The organism is Nitrospirota bacterium, assembly GCA_040755395.1.
Taxonomy (GTDB): domain Bacteria; phylum Nitrospirota; class Nitrospiria; order Nitrospirales; family Nitrospiraceae; genus DATLZU01.
The window spans coordinates 61386-78084 of sequence record JBFMAX010000006.1; the positions used below are offsets into that span (position 1 = coordinate 61386).

Annotated in this window: 18 protein-coding genes and 1 tRNA gene; 7 read left to right on the top strand and 12 right to left on the bottom strand. The window is 64.0% G+C overall.

All coding sequences use genetic code 11. The features are described from left to right. Nucleotides 1–161: 161 nt before the first annotated feature. Both AB1555_11085 and AB1555_11090 read left to right on the top strand, forming a co-directional pair. Nucleotides 162–680 carry a TIGR02266 family protein gene (locus AB1555_11085; protein MEW6247238.1) on the top strand — a complete coding sequence of 173 codons (519 nt, stop codon included), beginning with the start codon at nucleotides 162–164 and terminating at the stop codon, nucleotides 678–680. A 28-nt stretch (nucleotides 681–708) separates the two neighbouring features. After that, on the top strand, nucleotides 709–1227 hold the full coding sequence (locus AB1555_11090; GenBank protein MEW6247239.1) for a PilZ domain-containing protein: 519 nt from the start codon (nucleotides 709–711) through the stop codon (nucleotides 1225–1227). On the opposite strand, the gene AB1555_11095 is transcribed toward AB1555_11090, so the two are convergent. The 3 genes from AB1555_11095 to AB1555_11105 form a co-directional block, all read right to left on the bottom strand. After that, nucleotides 1193–1993 carry a HEAT repeat domain-containing protein gene (locus AB1555_11095; GenBank protein ID MEW6247240.1) on the bottom strand — a complete coding sequence of 267 codons (801 nt, stop codon included), beginning with the start codon at nucleotides 1991–1993 and terminating at the stop codon, nucleotides 1193–1195. The genes AB1555_11090 and AB1555_11095 overlap by 35 nt on opposite strands. 36 nt (nucleotides 1994–2029) lie before the next feature. After that, a complete protein-coding gene (gene tatA / locus AB1555_11100; protein MEW6247241.1) occupies nucleotides 2030–2875 on the bottom strand; it encodes a twin-arginine translocase TatA/TatE family subunit in 846 nt (281 codons plus the stop codon). Nucleotides 2876–3040: 165 nt separating this feature from the next. Continuing rightward, on the bottom strand, nucleotides 3041–4258 hold the full coding sequence (locus AB1555_11105; protein ID MEW6247242.1) for a M24 family metallopeptidase: 1218 nt from the start codon (nucleotides 4256–4258) through the stop codon (nucleotides 3041–3043). Between the two features lie 105 nt (nucleotides 4259–4363). Here AB1555_11105 and AB1555_11110 point away from each other — a divergent pair, with 105 nt between their 5' ends. The 4 genes from AB1555_11110 to AB1555_11125 all read left to right on the top strand — a co-directional run bounded on the left by AB1555_11110 (nucleotide 4364) and on the right by AB1555_11125 (nucleotide 7710). Next, nucleotides 4364–4834 (top strand): hypothetical protein, encoded by a 471-nt coding sequence (locus tag AB1555_11110; GenBank protein ID MEW6247243.1) that lies wholly within the window; start codon nucleotides 4364–4366, stop codon nucleotides 4832–4834. A gap of 127 nt (nucleotides 4835–4961) precedes the next feature. Next, nucleotides 4962–5411: a hypothetical protein gene (locus tag AB1555_11115; protein MEW6247244.1), complete on the top strand. Its 450-nt coding sequence runs from the start codon at nucleotides 4962–4964 to the stop codon at nucleotides 5409–5411. After that, nucleotides 5411–6148, top strand: coding sequence for a gamma-glutamyl-gamma-aminobutyrate hydrolase family protein (locus AB1555_11120; GenBank protein MEW6247245.1), 738 nt, complete (start codon nucleotides 5411–5413; stop codon nucleotides 6146–6148). Before AB1555_11115 ends, AB1555_11120 begins: the two co-directional genes overlap by 1 nt. A 110-nt stretch (nucleotides 6149–6258) precedes the next feature. Further along, complete coding sequence (locus tag AB1555_11125) at nucleotides 6259–7710, top strand: amino acid permease (protein ID MEW6247246.1); 1452 nt, start codon at nucleotides 6259–6261, stop codon at nucleotides 7708–7710. A 34-nt stretch (nucleotides 7711–7744) separates the two neighbouring features. Here AB1555_11125 and AB1555_11130 read toward each other — a convergent pair whose 3' ends face one another. The 9 genes from AB1555_11130 to AB1555_11170 all read right to left on the bottom strand — a co-directional run bounded on the left by AB1555_11130 (nucleotide 7745) and on the right by AB1555_11170 (nucleotide 16348). Next, the gene (locus AB1555_11130; protein ID MEW6247247.1) at nucleotides 7745–8194 is read right to left on the bottom strand and encodes a hypothetical protein; all 450 of its coding nucleotides are present in this window, start codon (nucleotides 8192–8194) and stop codon (nucleotides 7745–7747) included. 149 nt (nucleotides 8195–8343) lie between these two features. Further along, nucleotides 8344–9855, bottom strand: a complete 1512-nt coding sequence (locus AB1555_11135; protein ID MEW6247248.1) for a DASS family sodium-coupled anion symporter — start codon at nucleotides 9853–9855, stop codon at nucleotides 8344–8346. 19 nt (nucleotides 9856–9874) lie between these two features. Next, entirely contained in the window at nucleotides 9875–10372 is a 498-nt protein-coding gene (locus AB1555_11140; GenBank protein MEW6247249.1) for a phosphate-starvation-inducible PsiE family protein, read from the bottom strand. A gap of 78 nt (nucleotides 10373–10450) precedes the next feature. After that, nucleotides 10451–10837, bottom strand: coding sequence for a hypothetical protein (locus AB1555_11145; protein ID MEW6247250.1), 387 nt, complete (start codon nucleotides 10835–10837; stop codon nucleotides 10451–10453). A gap of 23 nt (nucleotides 10838–10860) precedes the next feature. Beyond that, nucleotides 10861–12150 carry an MFS transporter gene (locus AB1555_11150; GenBank protein ID MEW6247251.1) on the bottom strand — a complete coding sequence of 430 codons (1290 nt, stop codon included), beginning with the start codon at nucleotides 12148–12150 and terminating at the stop codon, nucleotides 10861–10863. Beyond that, on the bottom strand, nucleotides 12147–13247 hold the full coding sequence (gene nagZ / locus AB1555_11155; protein ID MEW6247252.1) for a beta-N-acetylhexosaminidase: 1101 nt from the start codon (nucleotides 13245–13247) through the stop codon (nucleotides 12147–12149). Before nagZ ends, AB1555_11150 begins: the two co-directional genes overlap by 4 nt. 94 nt (nucleotides 13248–13341) lie before the next feature. After that, nucleotides 13342–14862 carry a leucyl aminopeptidase gene (locus AB1555_11160; protein MEW6247253.1) on the bottom strand — a complete coding sequence of 507 codons (1521 nt, stop codon included), beginning with the start codon at nucleotides 14860–14862 and terminating at the stop codon, nucleotides 13342–13344. Nucleotides 14863–14935: 73 nt separating this feature from the next. Further along, nucleotides 14936–15574 (bottom strand): 7-carboxy-7-deazaguanine synthase QueE, encoded by a 639-nt coding sequence (gene queE, locus AB1555_11165; GenBank protein MEW6247254.1) that lies wholly within the window; start codon nucleotides 15572–15574, stop codon nucleotides 14936–14938. A 123-nt stretch (nucleotides 15575–15697) separates the two neighbouring features. Beyond that, a complete protein-coding gene (locus AB1555_11170; GenBank protein ID MEW6247255.1) occupies nucleotides 15698–16348 on the bottom strand; it encodes an HAD-IB family hydrolase in 651 nt (216 codons plus the stop codon). Between the two features lie 168 nt (nucleotides 16349–16516). Here AB1555_11170 and AB1555_11175 point away from each other — a divergent pair. After that, nucleotides 16517–16601 (top strand) — tRNA-Leu (locus tag AB1555_11175). The last annotated feature ends 98 nt before the right edge of the window (nucleotides 16602–16699 follow it).

Here is a 16699-nt window from a genome sequence, read left to right on the forward strand (position 1 = left end):
CGGTTGAGGCTTCCTTCCACGCCGATCGGGCCCTTGCCTATTTTCTTCTCCCCGTTCTGTGCCGGCCTCGGCTGGGCCGCCGGCCGATTCACAGCTTCTATTCGACATTTCCGAACCCTGCGCTATACTAACCCTCAGGGAAAGTACCGCCGGGTGCGACCGTGAAACTGCCTGTCAGTTCCAGCAATCGACACAAAGGCAAGACTCTGGATTTGGATCCCGCGCGTGAGGTGATCACGCTGCTGGGAATCGGCGGCGAGCCGCTGGGCAGTCTCTCTTGGGACTTCATCATCGACCAGATTTTGGCCTATCGCAAACCCCAGAGCGCGAAGGACGCGCGAAGTGAGCCGAGGGTGTCGTTGGCCGTCCGGGTGAAGTACAGCACTCCCGAAGGGCGTCATTTCGAAGGCCGAGCCGGAGGGATCGGAGGCGGAGGACTGTTCATCGAGAGCGAGGCGCCGCTGCCCGTGGGAACCAAGCTCGCGATGGAATTCTCCCTGCCGGAACGCTCCTCGGACTGGCTGGCGGCCAAAGGGGTCGTCGCATGGGTCTGCCCCAAAGCTGATCAGTATACCTTCTCTCCGGGCATGGGCGTGCGGTTCACCGATGTGTCGAACGACACGCGGACCCGCATTCTGGAGCTCGTCAGATCGCTCCAGGCGGTCGGCCAGCCGACATGACCGGTTCGATCCGGCAAGGGAATCGCGCATGAAACTCACGGTGACTGTGACAGAAGCTCATCAGGGCAAAGCCCTCGATATCGACTGCGACCAGGAAACGATCACGCTCGTAGGGATCAACGGCGAGCGCCTGGGGACGCTGACCTGGGAGGCCGTCATCGAGCGGATTCTCGCTTCCGATGAAGACTCACGCTTTGCGCACAGCCGAGCCCATCCGCGGGCGCCGCTGGCGATCCGAGTCCGCTACACGACGCCGGAAGGAAAACAGTTCGACAGCCTCACCGGAGGTATCGGCGGGGGCGGATTGTTCATCGAGAGCAGCGCCCCGCTTCCGCAGGGCACCGAATTGGCCGTGGAATTCGCGCTTCCCGACCGGCCCTGGGAGAAGCTCAAGGCCAGGGCCAAGGTCGCCTGGACCCGGAACAAGCCCGAACGCTACCTGCTCTTTCCCGGCATGGGCGTGCAGTTCACGGACATCGCGCCGGAAGCCCGCGCGCAGGTCCTGGAACTCGTCAATGCGCTGAACCGGAATCGGGCGCTGAGCTGATCTGCTCGCTCGCCCACCTGGCCCAGCGGCGCACTCCCGCATCCGCATCGTCCGCCGCCACCTTTTCCAAGTCGGCAACGGCCGCTCGGTCGCCGATCTTTCCCAGGCGAAATGCCGCTTCGGCTCGCACGCCGACGGCAGGATCGTGCAAGAGACGTTCGCGGAGCAGGGGAATCGCCCGCGAATCGGCCAACTCCCCCAGCGCCGCAACCGCTCCCTGTCGAACCTCCGCATCGTCATCCCGGAGCGCCTCAACGAGAGCCGGATACGCTGGCGGCGCATCGAGCGAGAGGAGCGCGTGAACGGCCGCGCGCCGCGTCGCCGCATCGGACGCTTTGAGTGCCCGAGTCAGCCGTTCGACGACGGCTTCCGTTTCTCCGATCTCGGCGATCGCTCTGGCCGCGCTGAGCCGGACCTGTTCGGAACGATCGCGCAGCCGACCGACCAGAGGCAACGAAGCCCGACCAGCCACGGCCTCCCCAAGCTGGCCAAGAGCCCAGGCGCTGGCCTGACGGACAGCGGGGTCCGGATCATTCAGCGCCTCGACCAAGGCCTCAGCGGCGCCCGATTGTCCCAGCTTTCCTAAACCTTCCGCTGCGGTTCGTCGAACCTCGGGGTCCGCGTCCGCGAGCAGCGACGCCAGATACGAGACGATCGTATCCGGGCTGCGTGGCGGCTCATCTCCATCGCAGGCCGACAGGAGAACGAGGATGCCGATCAAGAGGAGGATGGTGGGCGAAGGAGCTTGGCGATGGATCGCACGCAAGGGTCGCTGAAACCGGATTGGAGGATTGTTGGCTGATCAGGCCGGCTTGGGGGGTTCTTCCTGCACAGCCGGCATCTGTTTGGCCGCTTCGATGGACTGCTCGATCTCTTTCTGAGCGGCGTCCATTTCGGCTTGAATGGTGCGCATCTCCGGATCGACCGTGTTGCGGACGTCGGCGACCGCCTGCCGGAACGTCCGGAGCGCATCGCCCAGTCCGGACCCGAGACTCTGCATATCCTGAGGCGAGAGTCCCCCTGATTGCGACGCCGCCTGCGCCTGCTGTGCGGCCTTCTGCTTGAGGGCCGCCTGTTGTGCCTGCACCCGAGCGACGGCCTCTTTGTTCACGATTGCGGAGGGACGCTTCGCAACCGGCTTGGGCTGCGCGCTCGGAGGCAACGGCGGATATTGCGCCCGCGCGACGGGAGGCGGAGTCGCCATCCGCTCCTCCATCGTCGGCGGCTGGTGCCCCTGAGCGCCGGCGGAGGCGGGGCTCGCCGCAGCGGGCGGCGCAGCTTGTGCCGCCTTGACAACCTTGGGTTGCGCTTCCTGGGGCCCAAGATTCGCCATAAGCGCAGCCGTGGTTCCTGGAGTCAGTTCCGGACCCGGTGTGTAGGGCGCCGTCGGCTTGGGAGCGGCGGACGCCGACTGGCTGGAGGCAACTTGCGTCTCCTCCGCCGCGGGCCTGGGTTGCGCTTGGGAGGGAAGCTGATCCGGGGGAGGCTGGATGGCTTCGGGCGGTGGAATGTCGTGTACTTCCTTTTTAAAGCCCTTGAGCGCCTTGCCCAGCCCTTCACCGATCTGCGGCAACTTGCCCGCACCGAAAATGATCAGCACGATGGCCAGAATGATGATCAGTTCGGAGAAGCCTAGGGTGCCAAACATCGCGTGGTTCCTCGCGGGTTGAGGCCTTGGGTGACTCTAGCCCGTGCTCGCAGGCGGTGTCAAGCGAGGCTCCATAAGGAGCGCTCAGGCTTCAGCGATCAGCGTTCAACTTCCGAAGAAGGGGAATCCGCGATCCTGAAGACTGATGGCTGAACGCTGACCGCATCATGTGAGAATCGGTACGATCTCGGTCTGGACCGGTTGGCCGAAGACCATCGCTTCCCGGTCCGAGAGATAGACATCGAGCTCGCTGCGGATCCCGAATTCGCCGGCTAGGTAAATGCCCGGCTCGATGGAAAAACAGGTCCGCGGCAGGAGCCGGCGCGTGTCCTGTGTTTCCAGATTATCGATGTTCGCCCCGTTGCCGTGCACCTCTTCCCCGATGGAATGGCCTGTGCGATGCAGAAATCGCTCCCCATACCCGGCGTCGCGGATCACCCGCCGGCAGACGTCATCCACTTCCCAGCCGCAGGGGAATCTTCCCGCCGCCGCCTGGCGCTGGACGAACGACAGGGCCTCATCCCGCGCTCGCCGCACGATCTCGAAGACTTCGCGCTGGCGGGCCGGTGCGCGGTCGCCCACGTAGCCGGTCCAGGTGATGTCGGCATAGACGGCCCCCGGTTCGGGCTGCTTCGCCCACAGATCGATCAGCACAAGATCGCCGCGGCGGACCTCGGCCGAGCCGCTCGGTCCCGGCGTGTAGTGCGGATCGGCGCTATGCTCGTTCAGCGCCACGATCGGCGGGCTTCCCGTCACCAAGCCGTGCGTCCTCATGCGCGACAGGATGAACTGCTGCAGCGCGTACTCCGTCAACGGCGCACGTTGTGCGACGGATGTCCTGACATGGTCGAAGGCTTCGTCGACGATGCGGCGGAGCGCTTGAGCCGCGACGCGATGGGATGCCAGTTGCCGATCGTTCCAGACCGCCTCGAAGCGTTGCACCAAGTCCGCGGAGGTCACCACCTCGACTCCGAAGCTCCGCACCAACTCGATCGTGCCGGCGTCCACCCTCGACAGATACGGAATCGCGTTCATCGGCGAGTACTGCATCGCCGCACGGCGCACCCCGCCGAGCATCTGACCGAGACGGGTTTTCTGCTCTTCCCACGACACGTAGGAAAGGGCGGTTCCCGGCAAGTGGTCCAGCACGTGCGGCTCGATCTGATGCAGCAGTTTGATCGGACTGCCGTGCGTCGGAATCCAGTAATACCAGCGGCGCGTCGCATGGGTCGCGGGATCGACGTGCAAAACCCGGCAGGCCAGGGGGTCGCTGCCGCGGAAATCATAGAAAAGCCAGCCATCCAGCCCCGGCTGCTCCCGGAGGGCTTGTTGAATCTCATCGACGCGTCGGCTGAGGATCGGCGACTCGCTCATCGCCGGCATCTTATCGTCCTGTCGGAACACCGTCAATCGGCGGTGGGCGCGCAGCGACGAGCATGGTAGAATAACAGGCCGGACGGCTGGTTGCTCTTTTTATGGAGGGCGCATTTGCTCCCTGATCCTTCGCTCGAACTCGCTCAATATCGCGTCACGTTCTTTTTCGGGCCGGAGCCCGTCGCCGAGCATCCGAACCGCCTGTCCTGCGTGTTCAACGTCAAGAAGCGGAGCTGGAAAGGAGGCGTGCAAGTGGCGGTCGAGATCGGCCTGGAACAACTGGCGCGCGCGCGCCAGACACTCGGCTGGAGCCAGTGGCTGGACCGTGTCCTGGCCGGTGTTCCCGAAGATGAGCGGGAAGGGTATGTTGCGCGCGCGGAAGACCTGTTCGCGCAAGCCCTCTGTGCCTGCAAGCTCGATCTGGCGTTGCAGGCCGGTCTCGTCCAGGAGAACCAACAAGTTCATGCTGACTCCTGGTCCCGCGAGCTGGACAGGGTCGTGGTCGCACACCAAACGGTCATCAAATCGCATATCCTGACCGAACTCGACCTTACCGAGGGGTCGAGCCTTCCCGCAGCCAATTGATCGCTTCGTCCTGGGCGCAGGGGTTTGCATTCACGGTCGAATTTGTTATAAGCAATGACTCGGACACAAACGCGGCTCTGCCGCGCCCAGTTTGTCGAACGTTAACCGGGAAGAGGAGGACGCGCACGTGGATAATTTCCAAGTGGCACCGTTGATCGACAAGCGAAATCGATCGAGCGCTCGATGCCTCAGAATCATGGCGGTCGTCATGGTCCTCGCGATCTGCCATTTCACCCTTGAGCCCTTAGCGACCGCGCAGACCAAGGAAGAGGGAGGTACCGAATCGACCGAGTCGCAAGGCGGCCTCGGTATCGGAGCGGCCCTGCTCACGATTCCCTATGGAGTCGCCAAGGTCGTCTTCGCCTTGTGCGGCGGCATCGTCGGCGGGCTGACGTATGTCTTCACGGGAGCGGACGAGAAGGCGGCCAAGAAGGTCTGGGACACCAGCATCAGAGGTACCTACGTCATCACTCCCGATCATCTGAAAGGGAACAAACCGGTGCGCTTCTTGGGCGTTCCCCCGGAGGAGGAAGCCGGGCCCGACTCGGCCGTACCGGAGCCGGCTCCAACCCCCTAATGAGACCCGTCATCGGGGTCACCCCGGATTTCAACGCGGGAGACCGGGAAGACATGGGGGGCCGGGAACCCACCTATTTTTTACGCGCCCGTTACGTACGCGCGATCGAAGAACTGGGCGGCGTTCCGCTGATTCTCCCCCTCGCGGCCGATCCCGCCCTTCGACGCCGACTGTTCGAGAACCTCGACGGCGTGTTGCTCACCGGAAGCGGTCCCGATCTTCCTCCCTCCTTGTATGGCGAACGGCAACGTTACAAGTTCCGCGTGATGAGCCGACAGCGGTCGGAATTCGAGCTAGAGATGGCCAGACTGGCTGCCGAGCGCGCCGTGCCGTTGTTGGGCATTTGCGGCGGGATGCAAACGATCAACGTCGCCCTCGGCGGGAGCCTCTTCCAGGATATCCCGTCACAAATCCCCCGGGCTCTGCCGCATCGGCAGGCCAAGCCGGCCACGGCGCTCTCACATCCCGTCACGGTGCAACCGGGGAGTCTGCTCAGACGGATCGTCCGGCGGGATCGGATCCGGGTCAACAGTTCCCATCACCAGTCGGTCAAGCAGCTCGCACCGTCCTTGACGGCCAGCGCCGTCGCGCCGGACGGCGTCATCGAGGCCATCGAGTCGCCGCATCATCCCTTTCTGCTGGGGTTGCAATGGCATCCGGAGTTTCTCTTCGACCGACACGACATTCACCGACGTCTCTTCCAAGCCTTTCTCAAGGCCGCCCGTGGAAAATCGTAACCCATGTGCCGAGCCGGGCGGAGCGTTCTTCCGCCGGCAACCTGCTATACTTTTCGTCAGCGATGTCCGTCTCTTGACCCCGCTGTGTAACCGCGCGCGTCGGAGCCTACGTGGCCAGTCGCCTGTTCCGGACTAAACCCATCGATCAAATCCTGGCCGACGCCGATCATCCGGAACATCGGCTCAAGAAAACCCTGACCGTCTGGGATCTGACCGGTCTGGGCATCGGCGGCATCGTCGGAACCGGCATCTTCGTGTTGATCGGAACCGCGATCGTCGGGGACGCCCACCGACCGGGCGCCGGACCGGGCATCATTCTCTCGTTCGTTCTGTCCGGACTCACCTGCGCGCTCGCCGCCCTCTGCTATGCCGAGTTCGCGGCCATGATCCCTGTCTCGGGCAGCGCCTACACCTATTCCTATGCGACCCTCGGAGAGTTCCTGGCCTGGCTCACCGGTTGGAACCTGATCCTGGAATACGGCGTCGCCTGCGTGGCCGTGGCCATCGGATGGTCCGGGTACTTCAACAACATTCTGAAATTCTGCGGGATCGAGCTGCCGCATTGGGCGACGCATGCGCCCGGCGTAGACGGAGGCGTCGTCAACTTGCCGGCCGCGATCATTGTCCTGCTCGTCACCGGGATTCTGGTGCTGGGCGTCAAGGAAAGCGCACGGGCCACCGGCTTGATCGTGCTCGTCAAATTGGCCGTGATTCTGTTTTTCATCGGGGTGGGGATCTCCGCCGTCGAGCCGGCCAACTGGACGCCCTTCATGCCCTTTGGGTTCCAGGGCGTGGGCGCCGCGGCGGCGATCGTCTTCTTTGCCTATATCGGCTTTGACGCGGTCTCGACGACGGCGGAGGAAGCCCGGAATCCTCAGCGGGACGTCCCTCTCGGGATCATCGCCTCCCTCGGCATCTGCACTCTGCTCTATATCGCAGTCGCCGCAGTCCTGACCGGGCTCATCCCCTACGAGCAGATCGATGTCCACGCGCCGGTCGCCGAGGCCTTGCGGGTGGTGGGATTCAATTGGGGCGCGGCCGTCGTCGCGACGGGTGCCGTGGCCGGCATCACGAGTGTGCTGTTCGTCATGATGATCGGACAGATCCGGGTGTTCTTCGCCATGTCGCGGGACCGACTGTTGAGCCCGTGGCTCTCCAAAGTGCATCCGCGCTACCGCACTCCGCACCATGCCACGATCCTGACCGGAGCCGGCGTGGCCGTGCTCGCGGCGCTGGTCCCCATCGGCGACGCCGCCGACATGACCAACATCGGGACCTTGTTTGCGTTTGTCCTCGTCTGCCTCGGGGTAATCGTCCTGCGGCGGACAAAACCCGAACAACGCCGTCCCTTCCGCATTCCGTTCATGCCGTGGATCCCTCTGCTCGGCATGGCCACCTGCCTGGGCCTCATGGCCTTCCTCCCCACGATGACCTGGATTCGATTCGTCGTGTGGACGGTGGTGGGGATCGCGATCTATTTCGGCTACGGCATCAGGCGCAGCAGATTGGCGGACGAACCCTTGCCGGAGCAACAGGCCATCCCACAATCGGAAAGCGTATGATGGAGAGTGAGATCCTGGTGAGGAAATCTTGTTGCTAGGTGGCTCCCGTCCGTGAAGCGACTGACTCAGGCACTGGAGACGTAACGACCGCTGGACTGCCGTCGGCAGGTTGAGGCGAGGGAGCCGGTGCAGGACCGGCGCTTTCTGGAGCTGCAGCCGTAGGGGGCTTCGGCGGGGCTGCAGGCTTCGGCGGCGCGGGCTTTTCGGGTTTGATCCCGCCTTCCCAGGACGGTCCCGTATACATGTCGGGAGACAACCCTTTCGCCTTCCATTTTTCTTCGAAATCGGCGGCGGCGCGGTTCGGGGTTTCGCCTACGCCGACAACATCGTTCCATGGATACGCCTTGGGACCGATCTCGCACACCCCATTCCCGCGCTTCAGATAGAGTGCGATCGGATTCCCACGATAGGGACCCAGATAAATGTGGATACAGCCGACGTATTCGAGCAGATTGGCCATCACCCAACCTTCGGAAAGTGCCATGATGCCATAACCGGCGCCCTTGGGCAAGAGGAGCGGGAAGGAAGAGGCGACCCATATCGTGGCGGCATCGCGCTGCGACCACGAAGGGCCTCGATCAGCAAAAGGGCGATGCCTTTTTTCGTCGGGTCATGGCGTTCGTCGTGTGCTTGTCAGGTCAGCCCCAAGACAGGGCAGAGCAGCCTGAGCGCCGCCCAGATCATGGCGGCCCCGATCACGTCGAAGAGGAGGCCGGCGCGGATCATCTTGCCTAAAGGGACGAACCCGGTGGTGTAGATGATCGCATTGGGCGGCGTGGAGACCGGCAGGGCAAAGCCCAGGCTTGCGCCGAGCGTGGCGCCCAGCGCCGGCGGAAGCGGCGAAACGCCGGTCGCTTGGGCGATCGCGATGGCCAGGGGAACCGCCATGGTGGCTGTGACGGTGTTGGAAACCAACTCGCTGACCAGAACCGCGACCGCAATCGACACCGCCGTCAAGCTCCAGATCGTGTGACTCCCGAACAGGGAGACGAAGCCCCGGCCTATGAAATCCGCGAGGCCGGTCTTCACCATCAGTTCGCCGAACGCCAACCCGCTCCCGAACAGGAGCAGCACATCCCATCTGATGCCTACCACGTGCTTCCACGACAGTGTCCATTCGCCTCGCCGCAGGTCGGTTGGAAGGACGAAGAGCAGGCCGGCGGCCAGGAGGGCCACCCGCTCGCTGGGCAAGAACACCCGGACCCAGAGGGCGGCCGGATGATCCAAGCCCCCCAGCGCGATCACAAGTCCCGGGAGGATCCACAGCAGAATCGCGACACCGAACACCGTACAGGCGTTCACTTGGCCCCGCGTCCAGGGTCCGAGCGCCTGGCGGGGTCCGCTCTGTAGGGCACGGTGATTGAACACCGCCGGGAGCGCGGCGGGATGGAGCCATCCCACGACTCCCCAGGCGACCGCGAGGAGGGCGAGCGCCGACGGACCGCCTAACGCCATCCAAGTGGCGAACGAAATGGTCGTTCCGGTTTGTTCGGCGATCAGTCCGACTCCGACCAGATTCGTCGGCGTGCCGATGACGGTGGCCATGCCGCCGGCCGTGGCGGCAAAGGACAACAGAAGCAGCAGGCCCGCCCGATCAGGGCCGCGCACGGCTTGTGCCTCCGCTCCCACTGAGGTGGTGAGGCTCAGCGCGATCGGCAACATCAACGCCGTGGCCGCGGTGTTGCTGATCCACATGGAGACGCCGGCGGTCGCGATCCCGATCATCAGAAGCAGGCGCCTGGGACCGGCCGCCCACGGCGCCGACACTAGGGCGGCGGCGAATCGTCCAGCCACCCCGTGAACGGTCATCGCCTCAGCGAGCAGCAGACCTCCGATGAGCAAAAACATAATCGGGTGGGCGTAGGGCGCGAACACGGTCCGGAAGGAGCCGAGACCGACCATAACGCAGAGGACTGTGCCGAGCACCCCGGTGACCGGCAAGGGAATGGGTTCAACGACCCAGTACAGGACGACCCAGGTCAGAATAGCTGCCAGGACCTGGGCGTCACGCGGAAGCTCGGGAGACGGGGCGAACAAGACCAACGCCGCGACGGCAGGCCCTCCCGCGAAGGCGGCCGCACGTTTCAGGCGCGAGAAGCGCGCATCTCGGGCGGTGTGGACTTCTTGGGTGGCGCTGTCCCGCAAGATCCATCGCGAAAGCGGTTCAGCCGCCCGCCTTTTCCAGGGCGGGCGACACTAACACCGACCGCTCGGGCCGTTTGCGCAGGATGAAGACGGCAAAGATCAGGACCATGATGACCCCGACGTTCAGGCCGACATCTAGCAGATACCGGGTAAACATTTCGGCCGTGATCTCCGGCAGATGGGCCAGTTCTGCGCTGGCGGTCAGGATTCGCCGGATGCAGGCGATGATACCGACCGCCAAATAGGGTTCCAGGAGCAGGACATCGGTCTTCAGATAGCGGATGACGGTTCTGAACAACTCCAGCAGGATGATGACCAGCAAGAGATCGTTGAGGAGTTTGAGACCGGCCGGGTGCAGATTCGACTGGGTGGCGCGCTGGAAAAAAACAATCCAGCTTTGGGCGAATATGAGCATGCCGAGGACGAGCAGGCTAAGTCCGGCGGTGATGTATCCCCAACTATCTAGCCATTCCAACCACGTGAGGCTCCGTTTGATCATTTCCGTCCGATCGCGCATAGCCCTCCGTTTCCGGGACGATGTGCCGAGGATCGCGCTGGACGCAGGCGACCGTGTCGTCCTTCCGGCACCGTCCTCTTACGCGTTCCCCGGCCGCTCGAACCCCTCCGCTAGGGGCCCTCGCATCCCACCGAACTGCAGCCCTCGCACCGATGTCGTTGTCAGGGAATGCCCGCAACATCGGATTTCCTGAAAGCCCGCCCCACCGTCCATGATCATGACGCGGAGGCCGCAGGAGTCGTGGTGGAGTTTTTTCTCATCGAGCACGGTTCCCGCCTCCAAGTCGCCCCGTTTCCGGCCCATCGCCGGCGTCACTTCGGAGACCACATCCGCTTCGGTCAGTTCATGACCGCAGCAGATGATCTTCTCAAACCCCTCGCCCCCGGCCATCACCTTCACCACCAGGCCGCATCCTTCCGGGTGCCGTTTCCGTTCGTCGATGATGTCGCCTTTTTTGACAGCCATAGAGCCTCTTCGCCCCTTCCGCTTCAAGCCTTCGCATTCGCCGCCGCCATGCCTCGTTCCTCGTCCACGGTCCGAAAGATCAACCAGCCGACGGCGAAAAATACCGCCATCGACAGGACCGCCCAACGCTGGCTGCCGGTCCAGGCCGTCACTTCGGCGTAGACCAGCGGGCCGATGATCGCGGCGAACTTGCCGGCCACCGAGAAGAATCCGAAAAACTCCGCTTGCCGACCCAGCGGAGTAAACCGTCCAAGGAGGGTGCGGCTGGTCGCCTGATTGGCGCCCAAGGCCGCGCCGGCGAGAAGCCCGATCGCGTAGAATTGGCCGTGGGTGCGCACCAGCGCCGCCCCCGCCACCAGCGCGGTCCAGAGAAACAGCGTCACCGTGATGGTCCGGGCCGCGCCGATTCGATCCGCAAGGACGCCGAACAGGATGGACCCGAGTCCCGCGCTCACTTGGGTGACGAGGAAATACATAATCAGATCGCCCGGCGTAAAGTCCAGGACTTTGTTCGCGAAGATGGCCGAGGCCACGATCACCGTGTTGATCGCATCCGTGTACACCAGGTAGGCGATCAGGTAGCGGCTGAGATCCCGGTAGTGGCCAAGCCGGCGGGCGGTCTCGCCGAGCCGGCGAAAGACCGACCGCCAGACCGCGGTCGTCGCATTCGACTGTTGCGGTTGGGCGCGTTCCCGCAGGAAGAGAAACGTCGGAATCGCCGCCACGAGAAAAAACGCGGCGGTCACCGCGAAGCTCGCGCGGTAGAGCGGCAGATTGGCCTCCACGAAGCCGCCGCGGATGAACGGATAGGCCAGCGCCAACGAAAGAAGCCCGCCGACATAACCCAGCCCCCAGCCGTAGCCGGAGATCCGGCCCATCCGGCTGAGCGGAACCAGCTCGACCAGAAACGCGCTGCAGAAGACGAATCCTAGGTCGAAGCCGATATTGGCCAGCCCGAACAGCGTCAGCCCCAGCCCGATATCGCCGGCTCGGACCAACGCGAGGAGCGCCGTGCAGACCACGCACAGAATTGTGGAGCCGATGAGAAAGGCCCGTTTCTTCGCCCGCTCGTCCGCCAGCGCCCCGAGCGTCGGAGAGAAGACCGCCACCACCAACATCGACGCAGCGTACCCCCAAAACCAGAGCCGTTCCGCGAGGCCTTCCGGACGCAGGTGGCCGGCGACGACTTGAACGAAATAGACGCTGTAGGCGACGGTGACGATGAGGGTCGTGAAGGAGGAATTGGCGAAATCATACATGCACCAGGCCCAGATCTCCTTCGGGCCGGCCCACTGATCAGGGGGCGTCTTCACGCCTGTGCTTTCAGCAGCCGATCCCTCGCCTGCCGGATGGAATCCAGCAAGGCCTTGTGGGTTCGGCATCCCACGACCAGTTTGGCATCTGCGAGCGAGACGGGTTTGGAGGCCGACAAAAACCGCCGCTTGAGTCGGGCGATCCGCCCCAGCGAGATCTCAAGCCTGCTCGCCGGGATGGTCCCGTCCTCAAAGGCCCTCTCCATCGCCTGGACGGCCGCCGCAGCGCGAGCCGGGTCTTGACAGACGAGCAACATGTCGGCGCCCGCCAGAAAAGCCCGGACCGCCGCCTCTTCGATGCCGTAGTGGTCGATGATCGCGTGCATCTCCAGGTCGTCGGTCAACACGACCCCGTCGAAGCCCATCTCTCCCCGCAACAAGGTGGTGAGGATGGTCGGGGATAACGTGGCGGGCAGTCGGGGATCCCAGGCGCGGTAGAGCACGTGCGCGGTCATGAGAGTGGCCACGCCGTGCGCGATCGCGTGGCGGAACGGCGACAGCTCGATGTCGCGCAATCGTTCCACCGGCGCCTCGACGACCGGCAGCTCCTTGTGGGAGTCGGCCGCGGTATCGCCGTGCCCTGGGAAGTGCTTTCCGCAGGCGACGACCTTGTTGTCTTGCAGCCCGGCCACCGTCGCCTGCCCCATCTCGCAGACGGTCGTCGGGTCGGACCCGAAGGCCCGGTCCCCGATCACCGGGTTGGCCGGATTGCTGTTGACGTCCAGGACCGGCGCCATGTTCATGTTGATGCCGACGGCCCGCAACTCGGCGGCGGTGGTCGCCGCAGCCGCGTAGGTCAGGTCGTAGGAATGGCACGCGCCCAAGACCGCACAGGGCGGAAAGATGGTGAACCCGGCCGGCAGGCGCGAAACCCGCCCGCCCTCTTGATCGATCGCGACCAGGAGCGGCGAGCCCGGCGAGAGTCGCTGCAGGTCGTTCGTCAACTGGACGATCTGATCCAGCGCCTCTAAGTTGCGCGAAAACAGAATCACCCCGCCGGGCCTGTAGTCGGTCACGAGCGACGCCACGTCCTTCGACACCGCAGTGCCGGAGAATCCCACCATGAACAGCTGGCCGATCTTTTCACGCAACGTCATGGCCTATGATCTGTCGATTTGTCGATCTGATGATCTGCTGAATAGCCGGAAATTCCGACCGTTCACCAAATCGACAGATCAACGGATTCCTCGCTTAGAGCGACCGATCAATCAAGTACTGAATCAGGAGTCGCGTGCCGATTCCCGTCGGGCCTTTCGGAATGTATGCCCGCTCCCGCTCGCTCCAGTCGGTGCTGGCAATGTCGAGATGCACCCAGGGATAATCGCCGACGAACTTGCTGAGGAACAGGGCCGCGGTGATCATGCCCCCGCCGCGCCCCCCGATGTTTCGCATATCCGCCACGTCGCTTTTCAGTTGCTCGAAATATTCCTCCCAGAGCGGCATTTCCCACACGCGCTCTCCGGTCTTGAGCCCGGCCTTCCGCACGGACTCCTTCAGCGTCTCGTCGTTGCCGAACATGCCGATCGCGAATTGCCCCAGCGCGACCATGCACGCGCCCGTCAGGGTCGCCACGTCGATGACGGCGGCCGGCTTATAACGGGTCGCGTAGGCCAGGCCGTCGGCCAGAATGAGCCGCCCTTCCGCATCCGTGTTCTGCACCTCGACGGTCTTGCCGGAGAGCGTCTTCACGATGTCGCCCGGCTTCATCGCGCCGCCGCCCGGCATGTTCTCCGTGGCCGGCAGAATGCCGATCACGTGGACGGGGAGGCGCAGGCGCGCGGCTGCGCGCACGGTCGCCAGCACCTCCGCGCCGCCGGTCATGTCGGCCTTCATTTGTTCCATGTTCTCCGCCGGCTTGAGCGAGATCCCGCCGGTGTCGAACGTGATTGTCTTGCCCACGAACACGATGGGCTTCGCGTGCCGGCCGCCAGTCCCGGCGCCGCGATAGTCGAGGATGATGAACTTGGGCGGCTCGTGGCTGCCGCGCGCGACGCCCAGCAACGCCCCCATGCCCAGCTTCTCCATATCCGCGCGCTCGAGGACTTTCAGCTTCACGCCTCGTTCCCCGGCGATGATCTTCGCTTCACCCGCGATGCGCGACGGCGTCATGACGTTCGAAGGATGGTTGCAGAGATCGCGCACGAACACGGCCGCCTCGGACGTCGCGACGCCGCGCCGAATGCCTTCTTTGAGATCGTCCAGTTCCTCCGCGCGCGATGTGATGACCGTCATGCGGGCAAGGTTCTTCGCCTCCGCACGGTTCTCGCTGCGATACACGTTGAACTGATAGCTGCCGAGCACGGCGCCCTCGACCATCGCTTGAGCGATGTCGATCGCGGACGTGCGGGGCAAAGAACCCTGCGGCACGGCCGCCGTGAAGGCGGTGGCCTTGGCCTGGCGCACGCGCTTGACGGCGCAGCCGAACGCCTGTCGGATCGTATCCAAACGCAGGTCCTTTTTCTTGCCTAAGCCGACAAGCAGCACGCGTTTGGCGGCCGCCTTGCCCGGATTATGGAACAGCACGGTTTCGTTCTGCTTGCCTTCAAACTCGCCGCTTCTCAGCAGATCGCGCAGGCGGCCGTCGAGGGCGCGATCCACCGCGGAGGCATCGTCCTGGAACGAGGTATCGCCTTCGAAATGCGTCAGCACCACCACCTCGGCCTGCTCCGTCTCGACCCGTCCTTGCTTCGCGATCACTCGCATGATCTTCATTCCGTCTCCTTGCTCGCGGACAAGCCGCCGGCTATCGGCTCTCAGCCCGACGCCGACGGCTGGGGCTTCCCGCTCATACCCCTCTCATATCGGGCGCCCAGATGTACTTGTGGAGTTGAACCTGAAAGCGAACGGGCAACCGGTCCGCCAGGATCCACTCGGCGAGTTGGCGGAGGTCCAACTCGCCGAAGACCGGGCTGAACAGCACAGGGCACCGGTCGGCGAGTTCGTATCGCCGGAGGATCGTCTTGGCCCACTCATAATCGGCCCGATCCTTGAGCACGAACTTCGCTTCATCCTTAGCGGTCAACCGGGCGAGATTCTCCCAGCACATGCGCTCCGTCATGCCGCTGCCCGGACATTTGATGTCGAGAATGACATGGGCCCGCTTGTCGACCGGCGAAATGTCGATCGCGCCGCTGGTCTCCAGCAATACGTCGTAGCCTTCTGCACAGAGCCGCTCGATCAGCGCGTAGGCTTCCGGCTGGTGCAGCGGCTCACCGCCCGTGACCTCGACCAACCGGCAACCGAGCGCCCCAACTTTCGCCAGCACGTCGTCCAGGGACATCTCGACGCCGCCGTAAAAGGCATAGGCCGTGTCGCACCAGACGCACCGCAGCGGACAGCCGGTCAACCGCACGAACGCGCAGGGCCGGCCCGCATGGGTGGATTCTCCTTGAATGCTATGGAAAATTTCCGTCACGCGCAGCATTTCAACCAATGCGCCTTCAGTCGTTAGCCATCAGCGGTCTGCCATGAAAAGCATGTGCACGGACGCTTCCTTCTGTCCGAGAACTGAACGCTGACAACCGACCGCTGAGAGCTATTGTCTCATTTATTCCCATCGCACGATCGGCCATCCATGGCGGCGGGCGATCCGGGCCATCCCTCTGATCGGGTTCACGACCATCGGATGGCCGACCGCCCGCAGCGCCTCCACATCTCCCGGACTGTCTCCATAGGCGTAGCACTCGCCCAAATCAAGCCCGTTCTGCCGCGCAAAGGCCGCCATCAACCGCCGTTTCCCGTCGCCGTAGGGAAGCGGGGCCACGAGCCGGCCGGTGAACCCGGCCACCGTCCGTTCCGGCCTGGCCGCCAAAACCGCCTTCACCGCTAAGAAAGCGGCCAGCGGCTGGATCAAAAAATCGAGAGAGCCCGTGATGAGCACGATCTCGTGCCCCTCGCGGCGATGGGCGTCGAGTTTGGCCAACCCGTCGACGGACAGAAACGGGAGGACCTCCGCCCGGCAGAACGCCTCCGCTAACGATTCCATCTCGGCCGGGTGCTTGCCGGTAAGATAGAGCTTCCGTTCCCGAAGGGGCTGCAGGGAGACCGGGGGAACGTGACGCAGCCACCACCACAGGCTTGCGCCGGCTTCCCGCCAGCCGACGACCCCGGTCCTCCACAGGTAGCGAAAAAACCGTACTTCGCTGGGTGTTCCGGGCAGCAGGGTATTGTCCACGTCGAAGAACGCGGCGATCTTCACTGTCCGACGACCGGTTGTGGAAGTCTGAAACGAGGCGAGCACCTGATCCCCGGCGCGGTTGTGATGCGCGGTCGCACTGGACGCCGACGGCTCTCTGAGCGGCGCCGATTCTACCGGACAGGCGGTTGATTGACAAGCATTTTGGCCCACTTCTATAATCCGCCCAGCGCCGAAGTGGTGGAATTGGTAGACACGTACGTTTGAGGGGCGTATGGGGCAACCCGTGGGGGTTCGAGTCCCCCCTTCGGCACCAACCCTCCCTCTTCCCGGTTTCTTCATGGGCCGCAATCCTCAGTGTTCGCCTACCGGTGGACGGATTCCATCCCGTCGCAGGAAACGATTTCGATTCGG